At 44.2% G+C, this 23,019-nt stretch carries 25 protein-coding genes; 19 read left to right on the top strand and 6 right to left on the bottom strand.

Annotated features, from left to right (window positions below):
- Nucleotides 1-126: 126 nt before the first annotated feature.
- Nucleotides 127-1,455 carry a S8 family peptidase gene (locus tag MJQ52_RS02455; protein ID WP_043867149.1) on the bottom strand — a complete coding sequence of 443 codons (1,329 nt, stop codon included), beginning with the start codon at nt 1,453-1,455 and terminating at the stop codon, nt 127-129.
- 178 nt (nt 1,456-1,633) lie between these two features.
- Here MJQ52_RS02455 and MJQ52_RS02450 point away from each other — a divergent pair, with 178 nt between their 5' ends.
- From MJQ52_RS02450 to MJQ52_RS02440, 3 genes are all read left to right on the top strand, one after another.
- The gene (locus tag MJQ52_RS02450) at nt 1,634-1,867 is read left to right on the top strand and encodes a hypothetical protein (RefSeq protein WP_041481863.1); all 234 of its coding nucleotides are present in this window, start codon (nt 1,634-1,636) and stop codon (nt 1,865-1,867) included.
- A 255-nt stretch (nt 1,868-2,122) separates the two neighbouring features.
- Nucleotides 2,123-2,830 carry a poly-gamma-glutamate hydrolase family protein gene (locus MJQ52_RS02445; protein ID WP_003154076.1) on the top strand — a complete coding sequence of 236 codons (708 nt, stop codon included), beginning with the start codon at nt 2,123-2,125 and terminating at the stop codon, nt 2,828-2,830.
- 60 nt (nt 2,831-2,890) lie between these two features.
- The gene (locus tag MJQ52_RS02440; protein ID WP_070081858.1) at nt 2,891-3,343 is read left to right on the top strand and encodes an OsmC family protein; all 453 of its coding nucleotides are present in this window, start codon (nt 2,891-2,893) and stop codon (nt 3,341-3,343) included.
- A gap of 13 nt (nt 3,344-3,356) precedes the next feature.
- On the opposite strand, the gene MJQ52_RS02435 is transcribed toward MJQ52_RS02440, so the two are convergent.
- The 3 genes from MJQ52_RS02435 to MJQ52_RS02425 form a co-directional block, all read right to left on the bottom strand.
- Complete coding sequence (locus MJQ52_RS02435) at nt 3,357-3,710, bottom strand: DMT family transporter (RefSeq protein ID WP_003154073.1); 354 nt, start codon at nt 3,708-3,710, stop codon at nt 3,357-3,359.
- Between the two features lie 16 nt (nt 3,711-3,726).
- Nucleotides 3,727-4,041: a DMT family transporter gene (locus MJQ52_RS02430; protein WP_003154071.1), complete on the bottom strand. Its 315-nt coding sequence runs from the start codon at nt 4,039-4,041 to the stop codon at nt 3,727-3,729.
- 138 nt (nt 4,042-4,179) lie between these two features.
- On the bottom strand, nt 4,180-4,485 hold the full coding sequence (locus MJQ52_RS02425; protein ID WP_015239898.1) for a hypothetical protein: 306 nt from the start codon (nt 4,483-4,485) through the stop codon (nt 4,180-4,182).
- A 100-nt stretch (nt 4,486-4,585) separates the two neighbouring features.
- On the opposite strand from MJQ52_RS02425, the gene MJQ52_RS02420 reads away from it, so the two are divergent.
- From MJQ52_RS02420 to MJQ52_RS02380, 9 genes are all read left to right on the top strand, one after another.
- Complete coding sequence (locus MJQ52_RS02420; RefSeq protein WP_070081859.1) at nt 4,586-4,990, top strand: YmaF family protein; 405 nt, start codon at nt 4,586-4,588, stop codon at nt 4,988-4,990.
- 98 nt (nt 4,991-5,088) lie between these two features.
- Nucleotides 5,089-6,033, top strand: a complete 945-nt coding sequence (gene miaA / locus MJQ52_RS02415) for a tRNA (adenosine(37)-N6)-dimethylallyltransferase MiaA (protein ID WP_015388203.1) — start codon at nt 5,089-5,091, stop codon at nt 6,031-6,033.
- 39 nt (nt 6,034-6,072) lie between these two features.
- Nucleotides 6,073-6,294, top strand: coding sequence for an RNA chaperone Hfq (gene hfq, locus MJQ52_RS02410; RefSeq protein WP_003154064.1), 222 nt, complete (start codon nt 6,073-6,075; stop codon nt 6,292-6,294).
- 96 nt (nt 6,295-6,390) lie between these two features.
- Nucleotides 6,391-6,666, top strand: coding sequence for a YmzC family protein (locus tag MJQ52_RS02405; protein WP_025649429.1), 276 nt, complete (start codon nt 6,391-6,393; stop codon nt 6,664-6,666).
- Between the two features lie 82 nt (nt 6,667-6,748).
- The gene (locus MJQ52_RS02400) at nt 6,749-6,964 is read left to right on the top strand and encodes a hypothetical protein (protein ID WP_003154062.1); all 216 of its coding nucleotides are present in this window, start codon (nt 6,749-6,751) and stop codon (nt 6,962-6,964) included.
- Nucleotides 6,965-7,223: 259 nt separating this feature from the next.
- Complete coding sequence (nrdI, locus tag MJQ52_RS02395) at nt 7,224-7,616, top strand: class Ib ribonucleoside-diphosphate reductase assembly flavoprotein NrdI (RefSeq protein ID WP_003154061.1); 393 nt, start codon at nt 7,224-7,226, stop codon at nt 7,614-7,616.
- Complete coding sequence (gene nrdE, locus MJQ52_RS02390; RefSeq protein ID WP_003154060.1) at nt 7,576-9,678, top strand: class 1b ribonucleoside-diphosphate reductase subunit alpha; 2,103 nt, start codon at nt 7,576-7,578, stop codon at nt 9,676-9,678. Before nrdI ends, nrdE begins: the two co-directional genes overlap by 41 nt.
- A gap of 17 nt (nt 9,679-9,695) precedes the next feature.
- Nucleotides 9,696-10,685 (top strand): class 1b ribonucleoside-diphosphate reductase subunit beta, encoded by a 990-nt coding sequence (gene nrdF, locus MJQ52_RS02385; protein WP_024085331.1) that lies wholly within the window; start codon nt 9,696-9,698, stop codon nt 10,683-10,685.
- Nucleotides 10,686-10,733: 48 nt separating this feature from the next.
- Nucleotides 10,734-11,354, top strand: a complete 621-nt coding sequence (locus MJQ52_RS02380) for a hypothetical protein (protein WP_044053225.1) — start codon at nt 10,734-10,736, stop codon at nt 11,352-11,354.
- A gap of 49 nt (nt 11,355-11,403) precedes the next feature.
- Here MJQ52_RS02380 and MJQ52_RS02375 read toward each other — a convergent pair whose 3' ends face one another.
- On the bottom strand, nt 11,404-12,162 hold the full coding sequence (locus tag MJQ52_RS02375; RefSeq protein ID WP_094246916.1) for an N-acetylmuramoyl-L-alanine amidase: 759 nt from the start codon (nt 12,160-12,162) through the stop codon (nt 11,404-11,406).
- A 306-nt stretch (nt 12,163-12,468) separates the two neighbouring features.
- Here MJQ52_RS02375 and spoVK point away from each other — a divergent pair, with 306 nt between their 5' ends.
- From spoVK to glnA, 5 genes are all read left to right on the top strand, one after another.
- The gene (gene spoVK / locus MJQ52_RS02370) at nt 12,469-13,437 is read left to right on the top strand and encodes a stage V sporulation protein K (protein ID WP_070081863.1); all 969 of its coding nucleotides are present in this window, start codon (nt 12,469-12,471) and stop codon (nt 13,435-13,437) included.
- A gap of 129 nt (nt 13,438-13,566) precedes the next feature.
- Complete coding sequence (gene hflX, locus MJQ52_RS02365) at nt 13,567-14,829, top strand: GTPase HflX (protein ID WP_015239904.1); 1,263 nt, start codon at nt 13,567-13,569, stop codon at nt 14,827-14,829.
- A gap of 16 nt (nt 14,830-14,845) precedes the next feature.
- A complete protein-coding gene (locus MJQ52_RS02360) occupies nt 14,846-16,111 on the top strand; it encodes an aminotransferase class I/II-fold pyridoxal phosphate-dependent enzyme (RefSeq protein ID WP_012117612.1) in 1,266 nt (421 codons plus the stop codon).
- 109 nt (nt 16,112-16,220) lie between these two features.
- On the top strand, nt 16,221-16,625 hold the full coding sequence (locus MJQ52_RS02355; protein ID WP_007410366.1) for a MerR family transcriptional regulator: 405 nt from the start codon (nt 16,221-16,223) through the stop codon (nt 16,623-16,625).
- 57 nt (nt 16,626-16,682) lie between these two features.
- Nucleotides 16,683-18,017 (top strand): type I glutamate--ammonia ligase, encoded by a 1,335-nt coding sequence (glnA, locus tag MJQ52_RS02350; protein WP_003154048.1) that lies wholly within the window; start codon nt 16,683-16,685, stop codon nt 18,015-18,017.
- Nucleotides 18,018-18,242: 225 nt separating this feature from the next.
- Here glnA and MJQ52_RS02345 read toward each other — a convergent pair whose 3' ends face one another.
- Nucleotides 18,243-19,337: an L-dopachrome tautomerase-related protein gene (locus tag MJQ52_RS02345; RefSeq protein WP_094246914.1), complete on the bottom strand. Its 1,095-nt coding sequence runs from the start codon at nt 19,335-19,337 to the stop codon at nt 18,243-18,245.
- A gap of 545 nt (nt 19,338-19,882) precedes the next feature.
- Between MJQ52_RS02345 and MJQ52_RS02340 the strand changes: the two genes are divergently transcribed.
- Nucleotides 19,883-21,274 carry an MFS transporter gene (locus tag MJQ52_RS02340; RefSeq protein ID WP_094246913.1) on the top strand — a complete coding sequence of 464 codons (1,392 nt, stop codon included), beginning with the start codon at nt 19,883-19,885 and terminating at the stop codon, nt 21,272-21,274.
- 42 nt (nt 21,275-21,316) lie between these two features.
- Nucleotides 21,317-22,918 carry a xylan 1,4-beta-xylosidase gene (gene xynB, locus MJQ52_RS02335; protein ID WP_094246912.1) on the top strand — a complete coding sequence of 534 codons (1,602 nt, stop codon included), beginning with the start codon at nt 21,317-21,319 and terminating at the stop codon, nt 22,916-22,918.
- Nucleotides 22,919-23,019 lie beyond the last annotated feature (101 nt).

Genomic DNA, 23,019 nt, shown 5'->3' with positions numbered 1-23,019 from the left:
TGATCTTTTTTTCTGACAGCCGGTTCTGACCTGTTCCGAGTTCCTTCATTATAAATGTTTCATCTATTCACCTGAAAAACGGAGTCATCTGCCGGTGCAGACGACCCCGTTCTCATGATAAAAAGGTTACTCTTTCGGCACGGCGTTTTCGGCGTTCACTGCGCCCGCTCCGTAAATGTTCGGATCTTCATTTGTCCATTGATCCGGACTTTGTTTGATCAATGTTTTCACTTCGTCAGGCGAAAGCTGCGGGTTTTGCTGAAGGATTAAGGCGGCGATGCCCGCACAGATCGGAGTGGCCATGGACGTGCCCGAAAGACTGAAATACAAGGAGCCTACTCGGTTTGATTTCTGTAATTTGTCAAGATATGAACGCGGAGAACGGAGAGATACGATATCGACCCCGGGCGCAAGAATGTCAGGCTTCTCTTTTCCGTACACCGTCGGGCCGCGGCTTGAGAAAGAAGCGACCGTATCGTCCTCATTGCTGGCTGTATCATTGTCATCATAGGCGCCTACCGTGATGACCTTCTCGCTGACACCGGGGCTTGAAATCGTTTGAGCTTCCGGACCGGAGTTGCCCGCGGCGACGCAGACGACGATTCCTTCATTCCATGCCTCTTCAACGGCCTTGACGAGCGGGTCGTCCGTTTCTTTATCATATCTGAGCGCATCTCCGCCCAGTGACATGCTGATGATTCTGATCGGATTCTTTGTGTGTTCTTTATTATATTGTATGCACCATTCCACACCTTCAATGATATCAGCCAAAGTTCCTGATCCTGATTTGTTTAAAACCTTGACTCCGATCAGATCGGCTTCCGGCGCCGGCCCCTGATATTTACCCGAAGATGAAGCGCCGCTGCTTGCGATATCACCGGCGCAATGGGTGCCGTGCCCGTTGTCATCATACGGTTCTGTCTTTTGGTTGACAAAGTCCGCAAATCCGATAATCCTGCCTTCTAAATCGGGATGCTGATAGATTCCGGTATCAATAACGGCGACGGTTACGCCTTTTCCTGTTAATACGGTGCCGTTACGGGTCACTTCTTTTGCATGAGACGATTCAGCTGCCGTATCAAGGAGAGCTTTTACTTCACGGTTTAAATAGATTTTACGAATATCCCGGCATTGCGAAAGAAGCATGTGAAGGGCGGACGGAGTGACTTCGGCGCTGCAGCAATTGATTGTTTGAAACTGCTTTTTTATAGTGCAGCGTTTTTCTTTTGATAAGACCTGTCCTGTGCTGTGAAAACCGGATTCATGGCAGCCCTCTTCAAATTCAATGATGACTGACATTTTCTTTCTGTTTTTCACCTTTTTTTCGAAAAAATTGTGTAAAAAGCAAGGTGTCCATTTGAAAGGTTTATATAACTGTAATACGTTTTCTCTGAGCGGCCAGTCCAGCTTATGAGCATTTGACCGCACCATTTGTACCATTGAGTAACCAAACATATATACTTTTCCTCCCATTCTGGCGATTCTCTCTATACCATATGAACAGGCCGTAAGTTCGGTCAGTTTGTTTGTCCTTCAGGAGCGCTGGTTACTTGCGGCTTTTTCAGGAGAAGAAATCGAGTTGGGTCGGAACGTTTGTTGGTTTATAATGAATCCGGCGGAAAGGGGTATATACATGAACATCATATTGAGACACTCCTTGGAAAAACAGCTTCCGATTGATATTATATATATGAAAAAAGACGGCTCCGTTTCAAAACGGACCATTATGATAAAAAAAGGGGATGAGCGGGCTGTAACGGCATTTTGCTGTGCAAAAAGGCAGATGAGAACTTTTTTGACGGGCTCCATTCTGTCCTGTGCATTTGCTTCGGGAGGCGGATATTCATTTTTAAAAGCGTATTCTTGATGCCGTCCGTTTCCGGCCGTGAATCTCCCGCCCCTGAAAATTCGGGCGTTCCTCCCTTTTTTTTTGCCCTCTCTCAACCTTTTTTCACTGATGCTCGGCATTTGAGCGCTTGAACCGTGACAATCCATTGATTTTTCGAAACCGGGAAGTTTTTCACTGATGATAATGTTAATAGAATGTTAAGATAAGACCTATTGACAAAAATCCATATAATGAATATTTCATTTTTCAGAAAGGAGCAAAGAAGGAGAGCTGATGAAAAGAATTTTACTTAATGTCATCATTATCGTAGCAATGGTCTTACTAATAAGATGTGCTCATTATGCGTCAGACCCTGATCCCTCGAATTCTTCTGATACATACACAGATTTTAAAGATCTGGCTGAACATGAAGACCCCGATGATTATCATATATCGTACAATAAGAGAAAGGGGAGCCCCGTATTGATCATGTCGCCGCACGGAGGGAGAATTGAGGGCGGGGTGAGCGAGATCGTCCGCTCTTTCAGGGATGATTATTCAACCTACCTGTTTGAGGGATTAAAAGCGCATGATAACCAGACTCTTCATATTACGAGCACCAAGTTCGATGAGCCTTCAGCAGTCGAAAGCATCAAGCAGCACCATTATGTTATCGCAGTTCACGGTTATAAAGGCGACGAGAAAAATACTCTTGTCGGAGGAAGCGACCGGAAGCGGGCGAAAAAATTGGTGAGAGCTCTCAAACGAAACGGATTTCCTGCAGAATTGGCAACCTCAAAAACCGGTCTGGCCGGGGTTGACACCGAAAATATCAATAACCAGGCGCAAACCGGGCTGAGTATACAGCTTGAGATCAGCAGAGAACAGCGGGAAGCGTTTTTTGATAATTTTGATTACCGCGAAAGGGAATTCACAAAAACGGAGGAATTTTACCGGTTTGTCCGTACGATAAAAAGAGTGATCAATCAAGAGTATTCGTGAGCTTAAAAAAAGACAAACCAGTGAAAGGTGAGTAAACTGAAAAAAAAGGAGGTTTGTCCCTTGGCAAAACATCACTTTTATTTAAAAGCAAATTGGCCCGGAAATCGCAATGACGTCGGCGATATTAAAAGCGGCCGGCTGGAAACGGCTGTGTCCATTCCTAAGGAAATGGACGGACCCGGAGAAGGCACAAATCCTGATGAAATGCTGCTTGGAGCGGCCGCGACCTGTTATATTATAACGCTTGCGGCGATGATGGAAAGAAGCGGTCTGGATAAAGAAGATCTACATATGGAATCTGAAGGAATTGTAGACGTCACGAACGGTGTGTTCACGTACCAGAAAATCATTCACCGCCCGTTTATATTATTAAAGCCGGATGCAGCCGAAACGGACTTTACGCTCGCCAGGAAGTTAGCGCAAAAAGCGGAGTCCTCCTGTATGATTTCACGAGCGATCCAAGGAAACGTGGAGATGGAGCTTGAGGTTGAAGTAAAAGCTGCCCGCGCTTGACGAGTTCAAACGGTCAGCTCCGGGCCGTTTGATTTTTTTTAGCTTTTTGAGACTTGGAACGGTTCAGCAGGATGACGCCCGTGATGACAAAAATAAGCCCGATCATCATTTTGGCTGTCATGGCTTCCTTAAAAACAAAAAAGCCGACAATTGCCGTTAAAGCCGTGCCGACACCTGACCATGTCGCGTATGCGGCGGATAAATCAAGGCTTTTCAAAGAGAAGCTCAAAAACATAAAAGAGGCTCCGATTCCGGCAATGACGCCGAGAGCGGGCCATAAGTGCGTAAAACCGTCCGACAGCTTCAGCATCGTGCTTCCAAACACTTCTGATACAATGGCTAATGCCAGGCAGAGTAATCCTTTCATATCATGCTTCTCCTTTCTACCAATTCATCAGAATGACACCGGCCAATAAGAATACAAGTCCGATGACGGCCTGCTTGTCCAGTTTTTCATGAAACCATTTCGCTCCGATAATGGATGCGAGCACCGTTCCGGCTCCGCTCCATGTTGCATAGGATAAGCTGAGCGGAATGAGATTCAGTGTCAGTGAAAGCATATAAAAGGCCAATGAATAGCCTGCCACTACAAGCGCGCTTGGCAAAAACCGCGTAAATCCGCGGGAGACCTTCAGCATGGCCGCGCCGATTGACTCTGATAAAATAGCAATTGTGAGGAAGATATAACCCAGAATCATATCAAATCCCCCTCTCATCATAATCCTTATGCCTTTTGTTTAAGGCAGTAAAATAAAATAATATCCGAACTTTGCCCGCCAAGTCAAGACATTAGGCCTATATAAAAAGGCCCCTGAAAGGAGCCCTTTTTGATTGTCTTAGTAGTAATACGGATAGTAAGGGTAGCCGTAACCTCCGTACAAATACGGATTGAACAAAGCGCTTCCGACAAGCCCCCCGACAAGCCCTCCGACAAACGGTCCGCCGTAAAAACCAAACGGCCGTCCGAACCCGCCAAACCAAGGGCGGCCAAACCAAGGCCGGCCAAAACCAAAACCCGGCCGCCCGAAGCCGAATCCGAATCCGGGACGCCCGAACCCGAAGCCCGGCCGTCCAAACCCAAATCCGGGCCGTCCAAACTGTCTCATATCACTATCTGCTTCGTATGTGTATTCTTCATTCATAATTTAGGTACCTCCAAGAATAAATTTGAGATGATAACAGAGTATTCAGCCCACCAATTTTTGATTGGGCGTTTATCAAAAAATAAAGGAGTGAGCTTTTGTGGGCCTGTATCAGTCCGATTGGTCAAAAAAACCTCCGCACACACACGCATACCGGGCTGTTACGGATGTAGTGCAGGGGCATTACCATGTGATCGAAGGCTTTTCGCAGCCGGAGAACGGCAGCAATACAGATGAGCATACACATTTCTATACGGGCATCACCTCGTTTGAAAACGGCCATTTTCATAGGTATTACGGCATTTCCGGCCCTGCCATCCCGAGGGTTGACGGAACACATTACCATGAGCTTTCAGAGACCACCTTTGCCGCCTACAATGAGCCGATTCAGATCCAGCACGGCGGCGTCGTTTACGATCCGCGGGAGAAAGGACGGAAAACGCACCGCCATACGCTCAAAGGAAAAACGAGAGAGGTTGTCGGAAACGAGCCGATCGGGTGGTAGCGGATGTTTAGCGCTCAGGAAAAAGGGCAAAATGGATAGGTGCCTGAAGAAATGAATGCTATAATTAGGGGGAGATTTATAAAAGAGAGTGATACATATTGAAAAATAAAAAACAGCCTGTCGTCATACTCGTCGGACCGACGGCAGTCGGAAAAACAAAACTAAGCATCGGACTCGCGAAAATGCTGAATGCGGAAATCATCAGCGGAGATTCCATGCAGGTATATAAAGGGATGGACATCGGAACGGCCAAAGTCACCGAAGAAGAGACAGAAGGCGTGCCGCATCACCTGATTGATATTTTGGAGCCGTCCGACACTTTTTCAACGGCGGATTATCAGAAAATGGTAAGGGGAAAAATCACCGAGATTGCCGGTAGAGGAAAGCTGCCGATGATTGTCGGGGGGACGGGTCTGTACATTCAGTCCGTGCTGTATGACTATACGTTCACGGAAAACTCCGGCGACCCTGTATTCCGGGAGCGCATGGAGAAACTGGCGGCTGAAGAAGGGGCGGAAGCGCTTCATGCCAAGCTTGCGGCAGCCGACCCGGAAGCGGCGGCAGCCATTCATCAAAACAATACGCGAAGAGTCATCCGCGCGCTCGAAATCCTGCATGTATCGGGAAAAACAATGTCAGAGCATCTTAAAACCCAAAAACGGGAGCTGCTTTACAATGCGGTTCTTATCGGTCTTACAATGGACAGAGAAGTGCTGTACGGCCGGATTAACGAGCGCGTTGACCTGATGCTGGAAACCGGCCTTCTTGACGAAGTAAAGCGGCTGTATGATATGAATATCCGGGACAGCCAATCGATTCAGGCAATCGGCTATAAAGAGCTGTATGAATATCTTGATGGAAAAGTGCCGCTCCCTCAGGCTGTGGAGCAATTAAAACAAAATTCAAGGCGATATGCGAAACGCCAGCTGACCTGGTTTCGCAATAAAATGCCCGTTTCATGGACAGATATGACGCCGCCTGTTGATATTGAGCAGAAAAAAAAGGAAATTTTCGAGTGCATAGCAGGAAAACTGGAAATTTAATCGAAACAGTATTGTATTGAGAACCAAGGAGGACGAAACATGAAACCGATTAATATTCAAGATCAGTTTTTGAATCAAATCCGAAAAGACAATACGTTCGTCACGGTGTTTTTACTCAACGGCTTTCAGCTTCGCGGCCAGGTAAAAGGCTTTGACAACTTTACCGTTTTGCTCGAAACGGAGGGGAAGCAGCAGCTTATTTATAAACATGCCATCTCCACGTTCGCCCCGCAAAAAAACGTCCAGCTTGAGCTTGAATAGACTTTTTGACAAAGACCATGAACAATGGTCTTTTTCTATGCGCGTCTGTATATTGCAGGCCGTATATCGGAAAGATAAAAGGGGGTACGGAAAATCGTGTTCGAAAGTGAAAATGAACTGAGAAGAATCAGGATTACGCTCGTTTGGATCGCTGTTTTTTTGCTGTTTGGAGCTTGCAGCAATCACGAGACGGTGGTGACGGATGATGACGGCGGCTTGGCGGATGCCGAACCGCAGACAGAAGGCATGGTGCAGCTGGAACATAATCGTTTCGGCATTGTCGAGGACGGTTACTTAAAAATATACCGCTATGATGAAAAAACGAATAAAATCGAACTGAAAAAAGAAACGGCGCTGGATGAGCTTGAATAAATTTCACAAGCGTTCGAATTTACAAAGCGGGCCGCACAAGCTACACTAAGTACTGACATTGATCATGCAGAGGGTGAGACGATTGAAACACAAGGTGATAATCAACCATTGGGAAGAAACTTGTGAAGATGATTCCTGCTATGAATATGGAACCAGCATCATCGTTGACGGCAAAGAACTGATCAGAGAGGCTTCCATCACAAGCGCTCTGAAAGCCGTACTGAAAGAAATCGGTGCTGATGTGGAGATTGAAGAAACCGTTGAAAGCGAAAAAAAATGTGATTCTTACAAAAAATAAGAATAAAAGTCTAGACTACTAAGCAGTTTTTTTTCATGTTATGATAGACATCGGCTTACACATGACACCTTGAGTAGGATGAGAGATGATTCTCGTTCTGCTCTCTTTTTTGGGCGTTAATCGGGCCGGAGCCAAAGTCCGCTCTTTCAAAAATATGAATTTTTTATAAATCGATCTCAATATGTTGTGTTTTTCTGGGAGGTTAGTATACTATATATAGTGTTAAGAGATTCATTATTTTTGATAGGTCGTGATAAGGATGGTTCAAATCATATTTGATTCAAAGACAGGGAATGTTCAGCGTTTTGTGAATAAAACAGACTTTCAGCTGATCCGCAAGGTGGACGAAACGGACCATGTGGACACTCCGTTTGTTTTGGTCACCTACACGACAAACTTCGGTCAGGTACCGGCATCAACACAATCATTTCTCGAAAAATACGCCCATCTCTTATTAGGAGTCGCTGCGAGCGGCAACAAAGTATGGGGCGATAACTTTGCAAAAAGCGCCGATACCATCTCTAGACAATATCAGGTGCCGATCTTGCACAAATTTGAACTCAGCGGCACATCTAAAGACGTTGAATTGTTTACTCAGGAGGTAGAAAGAGTTGTCACAAAATCAAGTGCCAAAATGGATCCAGTTAAATAACGAAATCATGATCCAACAAGATGGAAAATTCCAGTTTGATAAAGATAAAGAGGCTGTACATAGCTATTTTGTAGACTATATCAATCAAAACACAGTTTTCTTTCACGATTTAAAAGAGAAGCTGGATTATTTGATTGAAAACCAATACTACGAAGAGGAATTCTTAAGCCTTTATTCTTTTGAAGACATTAAAGAAGTGTTTAAGACAGCTTACGCTAAGAAGTTTCGTTTTCCTTCCTTCATGAGTGCGTTTAAATTCTATAATGACTATGCTTTGAAAACGAATGACAAGAAAAAAATCCTCGAGCGTTATGAGGACCGGATCTCAATTGTTGCGCTGTTCTTCGCAAACGGCGACACTGAGAAAGCAAAAGAATATGTGAATCTGATGATCAATCAGGAATATCAGCCGAGCACACCGACATTTTTGAATGCCGGCAGAAAACGCCGCGGAGAACTTGTGAGCTGTTTCTTGCTCGAAGTCAATGATTCCTTAAACGACATTTCAAGAGCGATCGATATTTCCATGCAGCTGTCTAAACTGGGCGGCGGGGTTTCTCTTAATCTGTCCAAGCTTCGCGCGAAAGGTGAAGCGATTAAAGATGTTGAAAACGCCACAAAAGGTGTTGTAGGCGTCATGAAGCTTCTTGATAATGCGTTCCGTTATGCTGACCAAATGGGGCAAAGACAAGGCTCTGGCGCGGCGTACTTAAACATTTTCCACCGCGATATCAATGACTTTCTTGATACGAAAAAGATTTCTGCGGATGAAGATGTGCGTGTCAAAACGCTTTCTATCGGTGTCGTCATTCCGGATAAGTTCGTTGAGCTTGCACGTGAGGACAAAGCGGCTTATGTATTCTATCCGCACACGATTTATAAAGAATACGGCCAGCATATGGATGAGATGGACATGACGGCGATGTATGAGGAGCTTGTCGACAACCCGCGTGTCAAAAAAGAAAAAGTGAATGCGCGCAAATTGCTTGAAAAGCTTGCCGTTCTCCGCTCTGAGTCAGGTTATCCGTACATTATGTTCCAGGATAACGTAAACAAAGAGCATGCGAATAACCACGTATCAAAAGTGAAATTCTCGAACCTTTGCTCTGAAGTGCTTCAGGCGTCACAGGTTTCGGCTTACACAGATTATGACGAGGAAGACGAAATCGGCCTGGACATTTCCTGCAACCTTGGTTCATTAAATATTTTGAATGTCATGAAACATAAATCGATTGAGCGCACGGTGAAACTCGCGACGGATTCCCTGACTCATGTATCTGAGACGACGGATATCCGCAACGCGCCGGCAGTCAGACGCGCGAACAAAGCGATGAAGTCGATCGGTTTAGGCGCCATGAACCTTCACGGCTACCTGGCCCAAAACGGCATCGCTTATGAAAGCCCGGAAGCAAGAGATTTCGCCAATACGTTCTTTATGATGGTGAACTTTTATTCCATCCAGCGTTCAGCTGAGCTTGCGAAAGAAAAAGGCGAAACGTTTGAGCATTATGAAGGCTCCACTTATGCAACGGGAGAATATTTCAATAAATACATCGAAAAAGAGTTCTCACCGGCATACGAAAAAATCGCTGCGCTCTTTGAAGGCATGCACATCCCGACAATCGAAGACTGGAAAGAGCTGAAGGCGTTTGTCGCCGAAAACGGCATGTACCACAGCTACAGACTGTGCATCGCGCCGACAGGCTCCATTTCCTATGTCCAATCCAGCACGGCGTCCGTTATGCCGATCATGGAACGGATCGAAGAAAGAACATACGGAAATTCAAAAACGTATTACCCGATGCCGGGGTTAGCGTCTAATAACTGGTTCTTCTACAAAGAAGCTTATGATATGGACATGTTCAAAGTAGTGGATATGATCGCGACAATCCAGCAGCATATCGATCAGGGAATCAGCTTTACCCTGTTTTTGAAAGATACGATGACAACTCGTGATCTGAACCGTATTGATCTGTATGCCCACCATAGAGGCATCAAAACCATTTACTATGCAAGAACGAAAGATACCGGGCAGGACAGCTGTCTTTCTTGTGTCGTTTGATTAAAGGAGAGTTAACAGTGACAAAAATTTATGACGCAGCAAACTGGTCAAAGCATGAAGATGATTTCACCCAAATGTTTTACAACCAAAACGTAAAGCAGTTTTGGCTTCCGGAAGAGATCGCATTAAACGGCGATCTTCTTACTTGGAAGTATTTGGGTAAAAATGAGCAGGATACGTACATGAAGGTGCTCGCCGGCCTGACACTGCTTGATACAGAGCAGGGGAACACAGGCATGCCGATTGTGGCTGAGCACGTCGAAGGCCATCAGCGAAAAGCGGTTCTTAATTTCATGGCGATGATGGAGAACGCGGTGCACGCAAAATCATATTCAAATATTTTTATGACGCTTGCTCCGACTGAAACGATCAACGAAGTATTTGAATGGGTTAAACAAAATAAATATTTGCAGAAAAAAGCGCAAATGATTGTCGGGCTTTACAAAGCCATTCAAAAAGATGATGAAATTTCACTGTTCAAAGCGATGGTTGCTTCCGTCTATCTGGAAAGCTTCCTTTTCTACAGCGGTTTCTATTATCCGTTATATTTCTACGGACAAGGAAAACTGATGCAAAGCGGTGAGATCATTAACCTGATCCTTCGTGACGAAGCGATCCACGGTGTATACGTCGGACTGCTGGCACAGGAAATATACAATAAACAAACAGAAGCGAAAAAAGCGGAACTTCGCGAATTTGCGGTTGAGCTTTTAGAAGAGCTTTATCACAATGAGCTTGAATATACAGAGGATCTCTACGACCAAGTCGGGCTGTCTCATGACGTAAAGAAATTCATCCGCTATAACGCCAATAAAGCTTTGATGAACTTAGGGTTCGATCCTTACTTTGAAGAAGAGGATATTAATCCGATCGTATTAAACGGATTAAACACCAAAACAAAATCACATGATTTCTTCTCCATGAAAGGGAACGGCTACAAAAAGGCGACGGTAGAACCGATTAAGGACGAAGATTTTTATTTTGGCCAAGATGAAGAGCAGATATAATATCTGCTCTTTTGGCTTGAGTGGAGAGGTAAGACAGGAGGAACGGTCATGAATAAAATGGATGAAATCATCTTGGCTGCACCGCGGAGTGACGTCTTTCAAAATGAAATGCTGACATTTCAGGGAGTCAACAGCGAGGATGAACGTATCATAAAAATTATGGCTCAAATTGAGGCGCATTTTTTTGAAATCAGAAGAGGCGACGCGGAAGAGGACCCGCGATTTAAACAGCCGATTCCGTATGTCGTCATCCGCCGTGATGATGAGGTGTTTGTGTATGAGCGGCTCGCGGGCGGAGGGGAATCGCGCCTCCATAATAAGCTTTCTCTCGGCTTCGGCGGACACATGAACCCTATGGAAGGGGCGGCTTCATTTTCGGAAGTGCTGAAACAGAACACCGACCGGGAGCTGGCGGAAGAACTGTACATTCGCGAGGAGGACAAACAAAACATTGTCACACTCGGCTTGATCAATGATGATGAAAACGATGTAGGGAAGGTGCATATCGGCATTCTTTCTGCGCTCCAGTTAGCGCCTGCAGCACAAGTCGAAGTGAAAGAAAAAGATCAAATCGCCGGGCGCTGGATGAAACTGAGCGAACTGAAAGAGGAAAATGTGTATCAGCGTCTTGAAGCTTGGTCTCAGTTTGTCGCCGATATACTTCAATAACAAAAAACCCCCGTTCGTCCCAAAAAAGGGAGAGCAGGGGTTTTTTCATTTAGTCTTGCACAATGAAGGCATCAAATCCGGCTTTTTCGGCCCGCGCTGCCAACGCTTCAGCATAATCTCTGGAAGAGAATGCGCCGATCTGCACTTTGAAGAAGCCTCCTTTTGGAAGCACAATCGCGTCAAAACCTTTAGACACCGCGTCTGCGGCAAGCGCATCAGCATTTGCTTTCACGTTGAATGCGCCGATTTGCACTTTATATAAGTCAGCCTTTTTTTTTAGACCGAAAGCTTGCTCCAAGCCCTTGGCATGTCCTCTTGCAAGGCTTTCAATAAAACTGGCTGTTTTCAGTTTGTTTGCATCAGCTGACGTATCAACAAAACCATTCTCCGTCAAAATCGCCGGCATACTTGTCTCCCGCAGCACATGGAAGTTGGCTGTTTTTTTTCCGCGGTCATTAAAACCCGATGCTTGAATTACTTGCGTGTGGACGGCTGATTGGTAAGTCGAGGTCGGCGCTCCGACACCGGGGTAAATATAGCTTTCGAATCCGGTTCCGCCTCCTGAGTTAATATGAATGGATAAAAAATAATCTGCGCCCCAGCTGTTGGCGGCATCCGTTCTTTCCGTCAGGCTGACCGTCTTATCGCTTGTCCTGCTCATCGTGACAGAAACTCCTTCATACTCATTCGTCAGAATCGTGCGCAAAGCCAGTGCGATCTCCAGCGTGACCGCTTTTTCCTGAAGTCCGTTTCCGATTGCACCTGAATCAGTTCCGCCATGACCGGGGTCTATAAAAATTTTAACCATTCTCCATCACCTCATTACAGCATATGATGATATTCAAAAGGTGCTTGTACGGCTGTCATTCATGAAAAAAATGAGAAATACACCCAACATTTCCCGGAAAATAAAAATAAATGGTTTGTCCTCCCGTTTCTGCTGAATACAATAAGAAATGAAAAATATTTCTCGGGAAAGCGCAGGATTCAACATCATTCCCGAAGAGAACGGAAAAAGTGACAGATAAAGAGGAAAACAGGCCTCATGATGATAGGCGGATGTCACCGAACCTCTTCATCATGAGTAAGATAAAGAGAGAACAGAGAGGTGAGCATGTTGGAGCGCGCTGTAACCTATAAAAATAACGGACAAATTAACATCATTCTTAATGGCCAAAAGCAAGTGCTGACAAATGCAGAAGCTGAGGCGGAATATCAGGCTGCCCTGCAAAAAAATGAAGCCAAGCACAGCATTCTGAAAGAAATTGAAAAAGAAATGAACACATTAGTGGGTATGGAAGAAATGAAACGCAACATTAAAGAAATTTACGCGTGGATATTCGTCAACCAAAAACGGGCCGAACAAGGGCTGAAAGTCGGAAAACAAGCTCTTCATATGATGTTCAAAGGGAACCCCGGCACCGGGAAAACCACCGTCGCGAGACTGATCGGCAAGCTTTTCTTCGAAATGAACGTTCTTTCCAAAGGACATCTGATCGAAGCGGAACGTGCCGATCTGGTCGGTGAATATATCGGACACACGGCGCAAAAAACGAGAGATCTGATTAAAAAATCGCTCGGAGGCATTTTATTCATTGATGAAGCATACTCACTTGCAAGAGGCGGAGAAAAGGATTTCGGTAAAGAGGCGATTGATACGCTTGTCAAACATATGGAAGACAAACAGCATGAATTTATTCTGATCCTGGCAGGGTACTCGAGAGAAATGACACAATTCCTGTCATTAAATCCCGGCCTGCAATCGCGTTTCCCTATCAGCATCGATTTTCCGGATTACTCTGTCACTCAGCTGATGGACATCGCAAAGCGCATGATAGCAGAGCGGGAGTATCAATTAAGCCAGGAAGCCGAGTGGAAGTTAAAAGATTACTTAATGACAGTAAAAAGCACGACAAGCCCCATTAAATTCAGCAACGGGCGCTTTGTCAGAAACGTGATTGAAAAATCAATCCGCGCTCAGGCCATGAGGCTTTTAATGGGAGACCAATACTTAAAAAACGATTTAATGACGATCAAGAGCCAGGATTTACTTATAAAAGATGAGGCGGCAGCTCACGAATAGACCTCTCAGCCGGTCTGAGGGGTCTCTTTTTTATTTCTCTCTTTAAAACCCGCCGGATGTGTGGTATACGCCCTGCGGGTTTGGTATGATAGTACTACTGCCCAATACGACACAGAAAGGAACATCCATTTGAACGAACAGGAAGGAAAAAAAGAAACGGTCATTTTGGTCGGCTGCCAGCTTCCGCACATGACAGATGAGCACTTTGAACATTCCATGGAAGAGCTTGCTTCATTGACAAAAACGGCTGACGGAACGGTGCTGACCCGGATTACGCAAAAACGGAACAGAGCGGATGCCGCTACATACATAGGCAAGGGGAAAGTAGACGAGCTGAAGGCGCTGTGTGAAGAGCTTGAAGCGGATCTGGTTATTTTTAATGATGAACTGTCACCGAGCCAGCTTAAATCACTCGCCACTGCAATTGAAGCGAAGATCATCGACCGCACGCAGCTTATTTTGGATATATTCGCAAAAAGGGCGAAGACGAGAGAAGGAAAGCTTCAGATCGAATTGGCCCAGCTTCAATACGCGCTGCCGCGTCTGAGCGGACAAGGAATCAATCTCTCAAGACAAGGCGGCGGAATCGGGACGAGAGGGCCCGGTGAGACAAAGCTTGAAACAGACCGGCGCCACATTAGAAACCGCATACACGAAATTAACGTGCAGCTGTCAACGGTTATCCGCCACAGAAGCCGTTATCGGGAAAGACGCAAAAAGAACGGCGTGCTTCAGGCTGCACTCGTCGGTTATACCAATGCAGGAAAATCAACGTGGTTCAATCAATTAACAAGCTCAGACAGCTATGAAGAAGATCTGCTGTTTGCAACACTTGATCCGATGACGAGAAAGATGGCGCTCCCAAGCGGCTACAGCGTCCTTTTGTCTGATACGGTCGGCTTCATTCAGGATCTGCCGACGACGCTGATTGCCGCTTTCCGTTCAACGCTTGAGGAAGTGAAGGAAGCAGACTTGATCATTCATGTCATTGATTCATCCAATGAAGATTATGCCGGGCATGAACAGACTGTCCTCGGACTGTTAAAAGAGCTTGAGGCAGATGATATTCCGGTGCTGACCGCTTATAACAAACGTGATGAGACACTTCCTGACTTCATCCCGACAGCGGGAGAAGGCCACATCATGATCAGCGCCCGAATCGCCGGGGATGAAGCGAAACTAAAAGCGGAAATCGAAGCTTATTTGCGCCGGGAGCTGATGACGCCGTATGAAGTTCATGTGCCTGCCGCCGAAGGCAAATTGATGTCACGCATCAAATCAGAGACCATGATCGACAGTCTTTATTTTAATGAAGAAAATGAACGCTACGAAGTCTCAGGTTATGTACAGGAAGAACAAAGCATACTCGGAGAATTGAAGAAATTCATGTAAGGAAGGTATACACAACATGTTTGACACACTGACCCACGGCGCTCTTTTACAAAAAACCGCCGAAGAAACAGAAGCGGAAATCTCCGCCGTTCATAAAAGAATAGAAGAAATCAGTGAACGGAATGAATGGAGAGTCCTGCAAAGCTACAGAAAACATAAAGTAAGCGATACGCATTTTACGCCTTCAACCGGATACGGTTATGATGATATCGGACGAGATACACTGGAGAAGATCTATGCTGATGTGTTCGGAGGAGAGGCGGGACTTGTGCGGCCGCAAATCATTTCCGGTACGCATGCGATTTCAATCGCGCTCTTCGGCGTGCTGAGACCCGGGGACGAATTGCTTTATATCACAGGCAAGCCTTACGATACACTCGAGGAAATCGTCGGAGTAAGAGGCGGGGAGTATTCAGGCTCGCTTAAGGAATTTCAAATCGGATACAATGCAGTCGATTTAACATCAGAAGGCAGAGTGGACTTTGAAGCAGTCCGGGCTGCAATCCAACCGAATACAAAAGTGATCGGCATCCAGCGTTCAAAAGGATATGCGAATCGTCCGTCTTTCAGAATAAATGAAATTGAAGAGATGATTCGTTTCGTAAAGGAAATCAAAGAAGATGTCATTGTTTTTGTGGACAATTGCTACGGAGAATTTGCAGAAGAGCGGGAACCCTGCCACGTCGGAGCGGATCTTATGGCCGGCTCCCTGATTAAAAACCCGGGCGGCGGCCTTGCTAAAACGGGCGGCTATCTTGTAGGGAAAGCCAAGTGGATTGAGGCCTGCTCTTACCGGATGACCTCCCCGGGAATCGGAAGTGAAGCCGGGGCTTCGCTTTATTCACTGCAGGAAATGTATCAAGGTTTCTTTCTCGCTCCGCATGTAGTGGCGCAAAGCTTGAAGGGAGCGGTATTTACCGCCCGTTTTCTTGAAAAGCTCGGCTTTACGTCAAACCCTGCATGGAATGCGCCGAGAACGGATCTGATTCAGTCAGTTGAGTTTCAGGACCCTGATAAGATGATCGCTTTTTGCCAGGCGATACAATATGCTTCACCGATTAATGCGCATGTGACGCCTTATCCGAGCTATATGCCGGGATATGAAGACGATGTCATTATGGCAGCGGGCACTTTCGTACAGGGAGCAAGCATTGAATTATCAGCAGATGGACCTATCAGACCGCCTTATGTCGCGTATGTCCAAGGAGGATTAACCTACGCGCACGTGAAAAATGCGATTTGCAGCGCCGTAAATGCTTTAATGGAAAAAGAGCTGATTTAGGCCGGTTGCAATTTTCAAAGAATTCGATGTTAAGATTCCTCACATTGTATTGACACAAAATATAACATCACCTATAATGAGACTAAGATAAGAAAAGGAGGAAATTGAGATGAGTGATAACATTCGCCGCTCAATGCCTTTATTTCCAATTGGGATTGTCATGCAGTTAACAGAACTTTCTGCCCGGCAAATTCGATATTATGAGGAAAATGGATTGATATTTCCAGCGAGAAGCGAAGGAAATAGACGATTATTTTCATTCCATGATGTAGATAAACTGTTAGAAATCAAAAATCTGATTGAACAAGGCGTCAATATGGCGGGGATCAAACAAATTCTGGATAAGGCATCTGCCGAACCGGAAGAAAAATCCGAAAAAACCGCCAAACCGATGAAGCACAATCTGTCTGATGACGAACTCAGAAAGCTTCTGAAAAACGAACTGATGCAGGCAGGCCGTTTCCAGCGGGGAAATACTTTCCGCCAAGGTGACATGTCCCGATTCTTTCATTAATCCGTTAGCAACTGTTTTGCTATATACATTTACCTTTTAGAGGAGGAGTTTTACGAAATGGCAAAGTACACAAGAGAAGACATCGTAAAATTAGTAAATGAGGAAAACGTAAAGTATATCCGCCTTCAATTCACAGACATTCTCGGAACGATTAAAAACGTGGAAATTCCTGTGAGCCAGCTTGAAAAAGCACTTGATAATAAATGCATGTTCGACGGTTCTTCCATCGAAGGTTTCGTCCGTATCGAAGAGTCTGATATGTACTTATATCCTGATCTGAACACTTTTGTAATCTTCCCGTGGACGGCTGAAAAAGGTAAAGTAGCACGCTTCATCTGTGACATTTACAATCCGGACGGCACGCCGTTCGAAGGTGACCCGCGTAACAACCTCAAACGGATTCTGAAAGAAATGAAAGAACTCGGTTTCAGCGATTTCAATCTTGGACCTGAGCCTGAATTCTTCCTGTTTAAATTAGATGAAAAAGGCGAACCGACGCTTGAATTGAACGATAAAGGCGGATACTTCGACCTGGCTCCGACTGACTTGGGAGAAAACTGCCGCCGCGATATCGTGCTTGAGCTTGAAGAAATGGGCTTTGAAATCGAAGCATCTCACCATGAAGTTGCTCCGGGTCAGCACGAAATCGATTTTAAATATGCCGGTGCCATCCGTTCTTGTGACGACATCCAAACTTTCAAACTGGTTGTCAAAACGATCGCCCGCAAACACGGTCTGCATGCGACATTCATGCCAAAACCGCTGTTCGGCGTAAACGGTTCCGGTATGCACTGCAACCTATCACTCTTTAAAGATAACGTTAACGCATTCTTTGATAAAGACGCTGATCTTCAGCTGAGTGAAACAGCAAAACATTTCATTGCCGGTATCGTAAAACACGCGACAAGCTTTACGGCTGTCACAAACCCGACAGTGAACTCTTACAAACGCCTTGTTCCGGGCTATGAAGCACCTTGCTACGTGGCATGGAGCGCACAAAACAGAAGCCCGCTGATCCGTATCCCGGCTTCCCGCGGCATCAGCACGCGTGTTGAAGTCCGCAGCGTAGACCCGGCGGCAAACCCGTACTTGGCGTTAAGCGTATTGCTTGCAGCAGGCCTTGACGGAATCAAAAACAAACTTGAAGCACCGGCTCCGATTGACCGCAACATCTACGTCATGAGCAAAGAAGAGCGCATGGAAAACGGCATCGTAGATCTTCCGGCGACACTGGCGGAAGCTCTCGACGAATTCAAATCAAACGAAGTCATGGTTGCAGCGCTCGGCGAGCACCTGTTCGAACACTTCATCGAAGCAAAAGAAATCGAATGGGATATGTTCCGCACGCAAGTTCACCCTTGGGAGCGCGAACAGTACATGTCTCAGTATTAATCGCTCAATCCCTTGGCACTATTGGTGTCAGGGGATTTTTTGATTTTGTCATAAGATTAAGAGGTCGATATTTTGGTCCTTGACCAAAATATGACCAAAAAAATTGAAGTTATGAATCTAACTCCATAATTGAGGCCACGTATTAATTGTAATCCCTTATTCGGTTTAGGATGAAGGCTACATGAAGCCAATTATGCTCTATCATTGAACCGGCCATTTTTATTTTCAAAAAGCAGGAGCAGGAAATTCATCAATTTTGATACGAAGTAAACTATAAGGTTTCTGTCGTAAGTCTTCTCCATAATGAAATCTAGCTTGCCGATGTAATTGGTTCACGATGACGTATAAGTATCCATCCGGACCAATCGAAAAAGTATCCGGCCATAAAATTCTCGGATCATGTGCGATCGTTTCCATTGTGCCATTCGGCAGCATCTTTCGAATACTATTGTTCTCATAATCTCCGGCATAAACGGCTCCTTTTGCATCTGTAATCATTCCATCAGACGCGCCTTTTTCTCCCCAATACGCCACATAATAAAGTAAATCCATGTCCGATATATTTCTATCTCTCAGGGCTTCTGTTGAGATAGAGAACAAATGGCGGCTGGTCAGGGGACAAAAAAATAATACCTTTCCGTCAGGAGAGATCGCAATACCGTCGGATGCCAGCCTAAATGGGGAAGTTGAACCATCCCTGTTACGATTCATCAAAATTTTGCCTTCTACTTTCGGTATAAAAGAGGAATCCGGTGAAGTTGGATTTGCTCCATTTAACCGTCTAAATGCGTTTCCGGTTTCTAAATCAACGACGATAATAGCTCCTGGTCCTTTGGAAGAAGAATCCGTTATATAGGCATAACCTGCAGTTCCGACACGAAAATCAAATCGGACATCATTCAGGTAAGTTGTTGGAAGGACAACATCTTCTGTAAAGGTATACACTCTTCTGATTGTATTGGTTTTTAAATCAACAGCGACTAATTTTGCCCCGCCTTTAATTGGTTCAGAAAAATTGGGTGCCGCTGTATCTAGTATCCAAATCGTTCCTCTTCCATCAGCAACTACACTTTGGACACTGATGAAAGTCATTTTGATATTCTCAAGGTTAACCAAATTGGTTTGTAAATCAGGATAAGGCTGCAATTTATCCCCAATTATTTCCGCAACCGTAAATTTAACATCGTCTCCCCATTTCGGAAAACAAATGAATATACGACCGGTTTCTGAGACAGTAACACCGGTAGGCATAGCTCCATAAAATGCATAAACCAGTTCTAAATCACCAAAATATTTTTCAAAAGGCAGCATAGGTTTCATAATATCCTCCTCAACCAATTAAACGGGATATCACTTATATATGATTCGCATTTTTTCAAGTGCATGTTTCTTAATAAGTTTTACTAAACAAAAGATGATGGAAGTGCTTATCATTTAATAAATCAGTCAGGTGACACATGGGGTTTTTACTTAACGTCTGTCGAAGCAGCCGGCAATTACAACATGGTATGTTCTTTGGTCGGTTTTAAATTCTCTGAAAAAAGAGTTGAAAAAGCAGAAAAGATTTTATAATATGAAATCAAGTTAGTTTGTTCGATCAACAAACTAATAAAACCACTTTAATTGCTCATCATGTAAAGGTCTTAAATGGGAGGGGGATAAGAGGCTCGATTTAATTGGAGGTATATAAAAAGTGAAAGCCAAGCTTTTATTCTGTTCACTACGATGAAAATGCTCTGTGAAAGTAAACTGCTATCATTTTTTGAAAGCGCTTTTATAAAGACCTCACCGGCCGATAAAATTGAAGAAATGTTATACCATTTCATAATGTTCCTTATGTAAAGGATCGAAAAGGGGAGGAAATCGTGCTCAGTGAAAATGTAAAGAAGATCAGCATGGTTGAAAAAGTTGGATATGCGTCTGGAGATTTTGCATGTAATTTAATTTATGCAACAGTGTCTACTTATCTTTTGTTCTTCTATACAGATATATTTGGTTTACCGGCAGCAACAGCCGGTACGATGTTTTTAGTGGTTAGAATCATCGACGCTCTCGCTGATCCTTTTATCGGAACAATAGTTGACAGAACAAATAGCAGGTTTGGGCGCTTCAGACCGTATCTTTTATTCGGAGCTTTTCCATTTGTCATATTGGCAATACTCTGTTTTACAACCCCGGATTTTTCGGATATGGGGAAATTAATATATGCTTATATCACCTATGTCGGCTTGTCGCTTACATACACAATGATAAACGTGCCATATGGCGCGTTAACATCTGCAATGACCAGAAATAATCAAGAAGTTGTTAGTATAACGTCTGTCCGTATGTTATTTGCGAATCTTGGGGGACTTGTCGTTGCATTTTTTGTTCCCTTGCTGGCTGCTTATTTAAGCGATACTTCCGGCAGCGAATCTCTTGGCTGGCAGCTAACCATGGGTATTATGGGAGTTATAGGCGGGTGCCTTTTAATCTTTTGTTTTAAAAGCACAAAAGAGCGTGTCACGCTTCAAAAATCTGAAGAAAAAATTAAATTATCGGATATATTTGAGCAATTTCGTGTTAATCGGCCTCTAGTTGTATTAAGTATTTTCTTTATTATTATTTTTGGAGTGAATTCAATCAGTAATTCGGTTGGCATCTATTACGTAACGTATAATTTAGAAAGAGCGGATTTAGTGAAGTGGTACGGTTTGTTGGGAAGTTTGCCTGCTTTGGTCATTTTACCGTTTATTCCAAAGCTTCATCAATTATTAGGGAAGAAGAAATTACTAAACTATGCATTATTACTGAATATAATCGGCCTCTTAGCTTTACTGTTCGTTCCGTCAAGTAATATATTCCTGATACTTTCCTTTCGATTGCTGGCTGCTGCCGGAAGTCTCACTGCCGGGGGCTATATGTGGGCGCTTATACCTGAAACAATCGAATATGGAGAGTATAAGACCGGGAAAAGAATGGGCGGTCTCATATACGCTATTATCGGATTTTTCTTTAAATTCGGCATGGCCTTGGGAGGGGTTGTACCGGGTTTGGTTCTAGATCAGTTTGGATATGTGGCAAATCAGGTGCAAACGCCGGAGGCATTGACGGGAATTTTAATTACAGCAACCATTATTCCCGTGTTCTTACTGGTTCTGGCCATGATTGATATTAATTTCTATAACTTAGATGAGAAAAAATATAAAAACATGGTTCGAGAATTAGAGAATAGAGACAAAGTTTATTTGGATCATATTGACGATTTCAAAGCTTAAAACATGATGAGTCAACAGAAAATAGCTGAGGAGGAGTTCAAAATGAAGATTATCAATCCAGTACTTAAAGGATTCAACCCCGATCCGAGTATTTGCAGGGTGGGAGAGGATTATTATATCGCTGTATCTACATTTGAGTGGTTTCCGGGAGTCCAGATACACCACTCAAAAGATTTAGTCAATTGGCACTTAGTTGCACATCCATTACAGAGAGTTTCGCAATTAGACATGAAAGGAAATCCTAATTCAGGCGGGGTCTGGGCACCATGTTTAAGTTACAGTGACGGAAAGTTTTGGCTGATTTATACGGATGTTAAGGTCGTAGATGGCGCCTGGAAAGATTGCCACAATTATTTAGTGACTTGTGACACGATTGATGGTGATTGGGGGGAGCCGATCACATTAAACAGCTCGGGGTTTGATGCTTCTTTGTTCCATGATACGGATGGGAAAAAATATTTATTAAATATGTTATGGGATCAGCGTATTGATCGGCACTCCTTTGGAGGCATTGTCATGCAGGAATATTCTGATAAGGAGCAAAAACTGATCGGTAAACCGAAAGTGATATTTAAAGGAACTGAAAGAAAGCTGACGGAAGCGCCGCATCTTTATCATATCGGGAACTATTATTATTTATTAACCGCAGAAGGAGGAACGCGGTTCGAACATGCTGCTACAATTGCCCGTTCTGCAAATATTGAGGGGCCATATGAAGTTCATCCTGATAACCCAATCTTAACGTCATGGCATGATCCAGGAAACCCATTGCAAAAATGCGGGCATGCATCCATTGTTCACACACATACAGGCGAGTGGTATTTAGCTCATTTAACGGGACGTCCCATTCACCCGGACGATGATTCAATTTTTCAGCAGAGAGGATATTGTCCTTTGGGCAGAGAAACAGCTATTCAAAAGCTCTATTGGAAAGATGGCTGGCCTTATGTAGAAGGCGGAAAAGAAGGGAGCTTGGAAGTGGATGCACCTTCTATACCTGAAACAATGTTTGAAGACACGTATCCGGAAGTTGATGAATTTGAGGATGCAGCATTAAATATTAATTTTCAAACATTAAGAATCCCTTTTACGGAGAAATTAGGTTCATTAACTCAAGCGCCAAATCATTTACGATTATATGGCCATGAATCCTTAACTTCGACGTTTACTCAGGCATTTGTAGCCAGACGCTGGCAAAGTCTCCATTTTGAAGCGGAAACGGCTGTTGCGTTTTATCCGGAAAATTTTCAGCAAGCCGCTGGTTTGGTGAACTATTACAATACAGAGAACTGGACGGCTCTTCAAGTCACGCATGATGAAGAACTCGGCCGTATTCTTGATTTAACGATATGTGATAACTTTTCTTTTTTACAACCGTTAAAAAATAAAATTGTAATTCCTCGTGAAGTCAAGTATGTCTATTTAAAAGTGAATATTGAAAACGAAAAATATTATTATTTCTATTCATTTAACAAAGAAGATTGGCACAAAATCGACATTGCATTGGAATCGAAAAAATTATCAGATGATTATATCCGAGGCGGGGGATTCTTTACAGGAGCTTTTGTAGGGATGCAATGCCAAGATACGAGCGGAAATCAAATTCCGGCCGACTTCAGATATTTCCGTTATAAAGAAAAATGAATGTCCGCATGAAAAAGGAGCTTTCTATTTTGGAACTCCTTTTTCATATTAGAATGTGCCTGTGTGGAAAAACACGTCAGATATGCTCCCATTCAGGATGA

Origin of the sequence: Bacillus sp. jun7, assembly GCF_051034795.1 — a bacterium.
Lineage (GTDB): Bacteria > Bacillota > Bacilli > Bacillales > Bacillaceae > Bacillus > Bacillus velezensis.
Note: the sequence above shows the minus strand (reverse complement) of the source record. Positions and strands in the feature narration are given on the sequence as shown.

Excerpts from the sequence above, each read along its gene's own strand:
- MJQ52_RS02455 (WP_043867149.1), bottom strand. The coding sequence starts at position 1,455 with ATGTTTGGTTACTCAATGGTACAAATGGTGCGGTCAAATGCTCATAAG.
- MJQ52_RS02445 (WP_003154076.1), top strand. The coding sequence starts at position 2,123 with ATGAAAAGAATTTTACTTAATGTCATCATTATCGTAGCAATGGTCTTA.
- spoVK (WP_070081863.1), top strand. The coding sequence starts at position 12,469 with ATGTTGGAGCGCGCTGTAACCTATAAAAATAACGGACAAATTAACATC.
- nrdI (WP_003154061.1), top strand. The coding sequence starts at position 7,224 with ATGGTTCAAATCATATTTGATTCAAAGACAGGGAATGTTCAGCGTTTT.
- MJQ52_RS02375 (WP_094246916.1), bottom strand. The coding sequence starts at position 12,162 with ATGGTTAAAATTTTTATAGACCCCGGTCATGGCGGAACTGATTCAGGT.
- xynB (WP_094246912.1), top strand. The coding sequence starts at position 21,317 with ATGAAGATTATCAATCCAGTACTTAAAGGATTCAACCCCGATCCGAGT.
- MJQ52_RS02345 (WP_094246914.1), bottom strand. The coding sequence starts at position 19,337 with ATGAAACCTATGCTGCCTTTTGAAAAATATTTTGGTGATTTAGAACTG.
- MJQ52_RS02355 (WP_007410366.1), top strand. The coding sequence starts at position 16,221 with ATGAGTGATAACATTCGCCGCTCAATGCCTTTATTTCCAATTGGGATT.
- MJQ52_RS02360 (WP_012117612.1), top strand. The coding sequence starts at position 14,846 with ATGTTTGACACACTGACCCACGGCGCTCTTTTACAAAAAACCGCCGAA.
- MJQ52_RS02380 (WP_044053225.1), top strand. The coding sequence starts at position 10,734 with ATGAATAAAATGGATGAAATCATCTTGGCTGCACCGCGGAGTGACGTC.
- MJQ52_RS02430 (WP_003154071.1), bottom strand. The coding sequence starts at position 4,041 with ATGATTCTGGGTTATATCTTCCTCACAATTGCTATTTTATCAGAGTCA.
- MJQ52_RS02450 (WP_041481863.1), top strand. The coding sequence starts at position 1,634 with ATGAACATCATATTGAGACACTCCTTGGAAAAACAGCTTCCGATTGAT.
- MJQ52_RS02435 (WP_003154073.1), bottom strand. The coding sequence starts at position 3,710 with ATGAAAGGATTACTCTGCCTGGCATTAGCCATTGTATCAGAAGTGTTT.
- glnA (WP_003154048.1), top strand. The coding sequence starts at position 16,683 with ATGGCAAAGTACACAAGAGAAGACATCGTAAAATTAGTAAATGAGGAA.
- hfq (WP_003154064.1), top strand. The coding sequence starts at position 6,073 with ATGAAACCGATTAATATTCAAGATCAGTTTTTGAATCAAATCCGAAAA.
- MJQ52_RS02425 (WP_015239898.1), bottom strand. The coding sequence starts at position 4,485 with ATGAATGAAGAATACACATACGAAGCAGATAGTGATATGAGACAGTTT.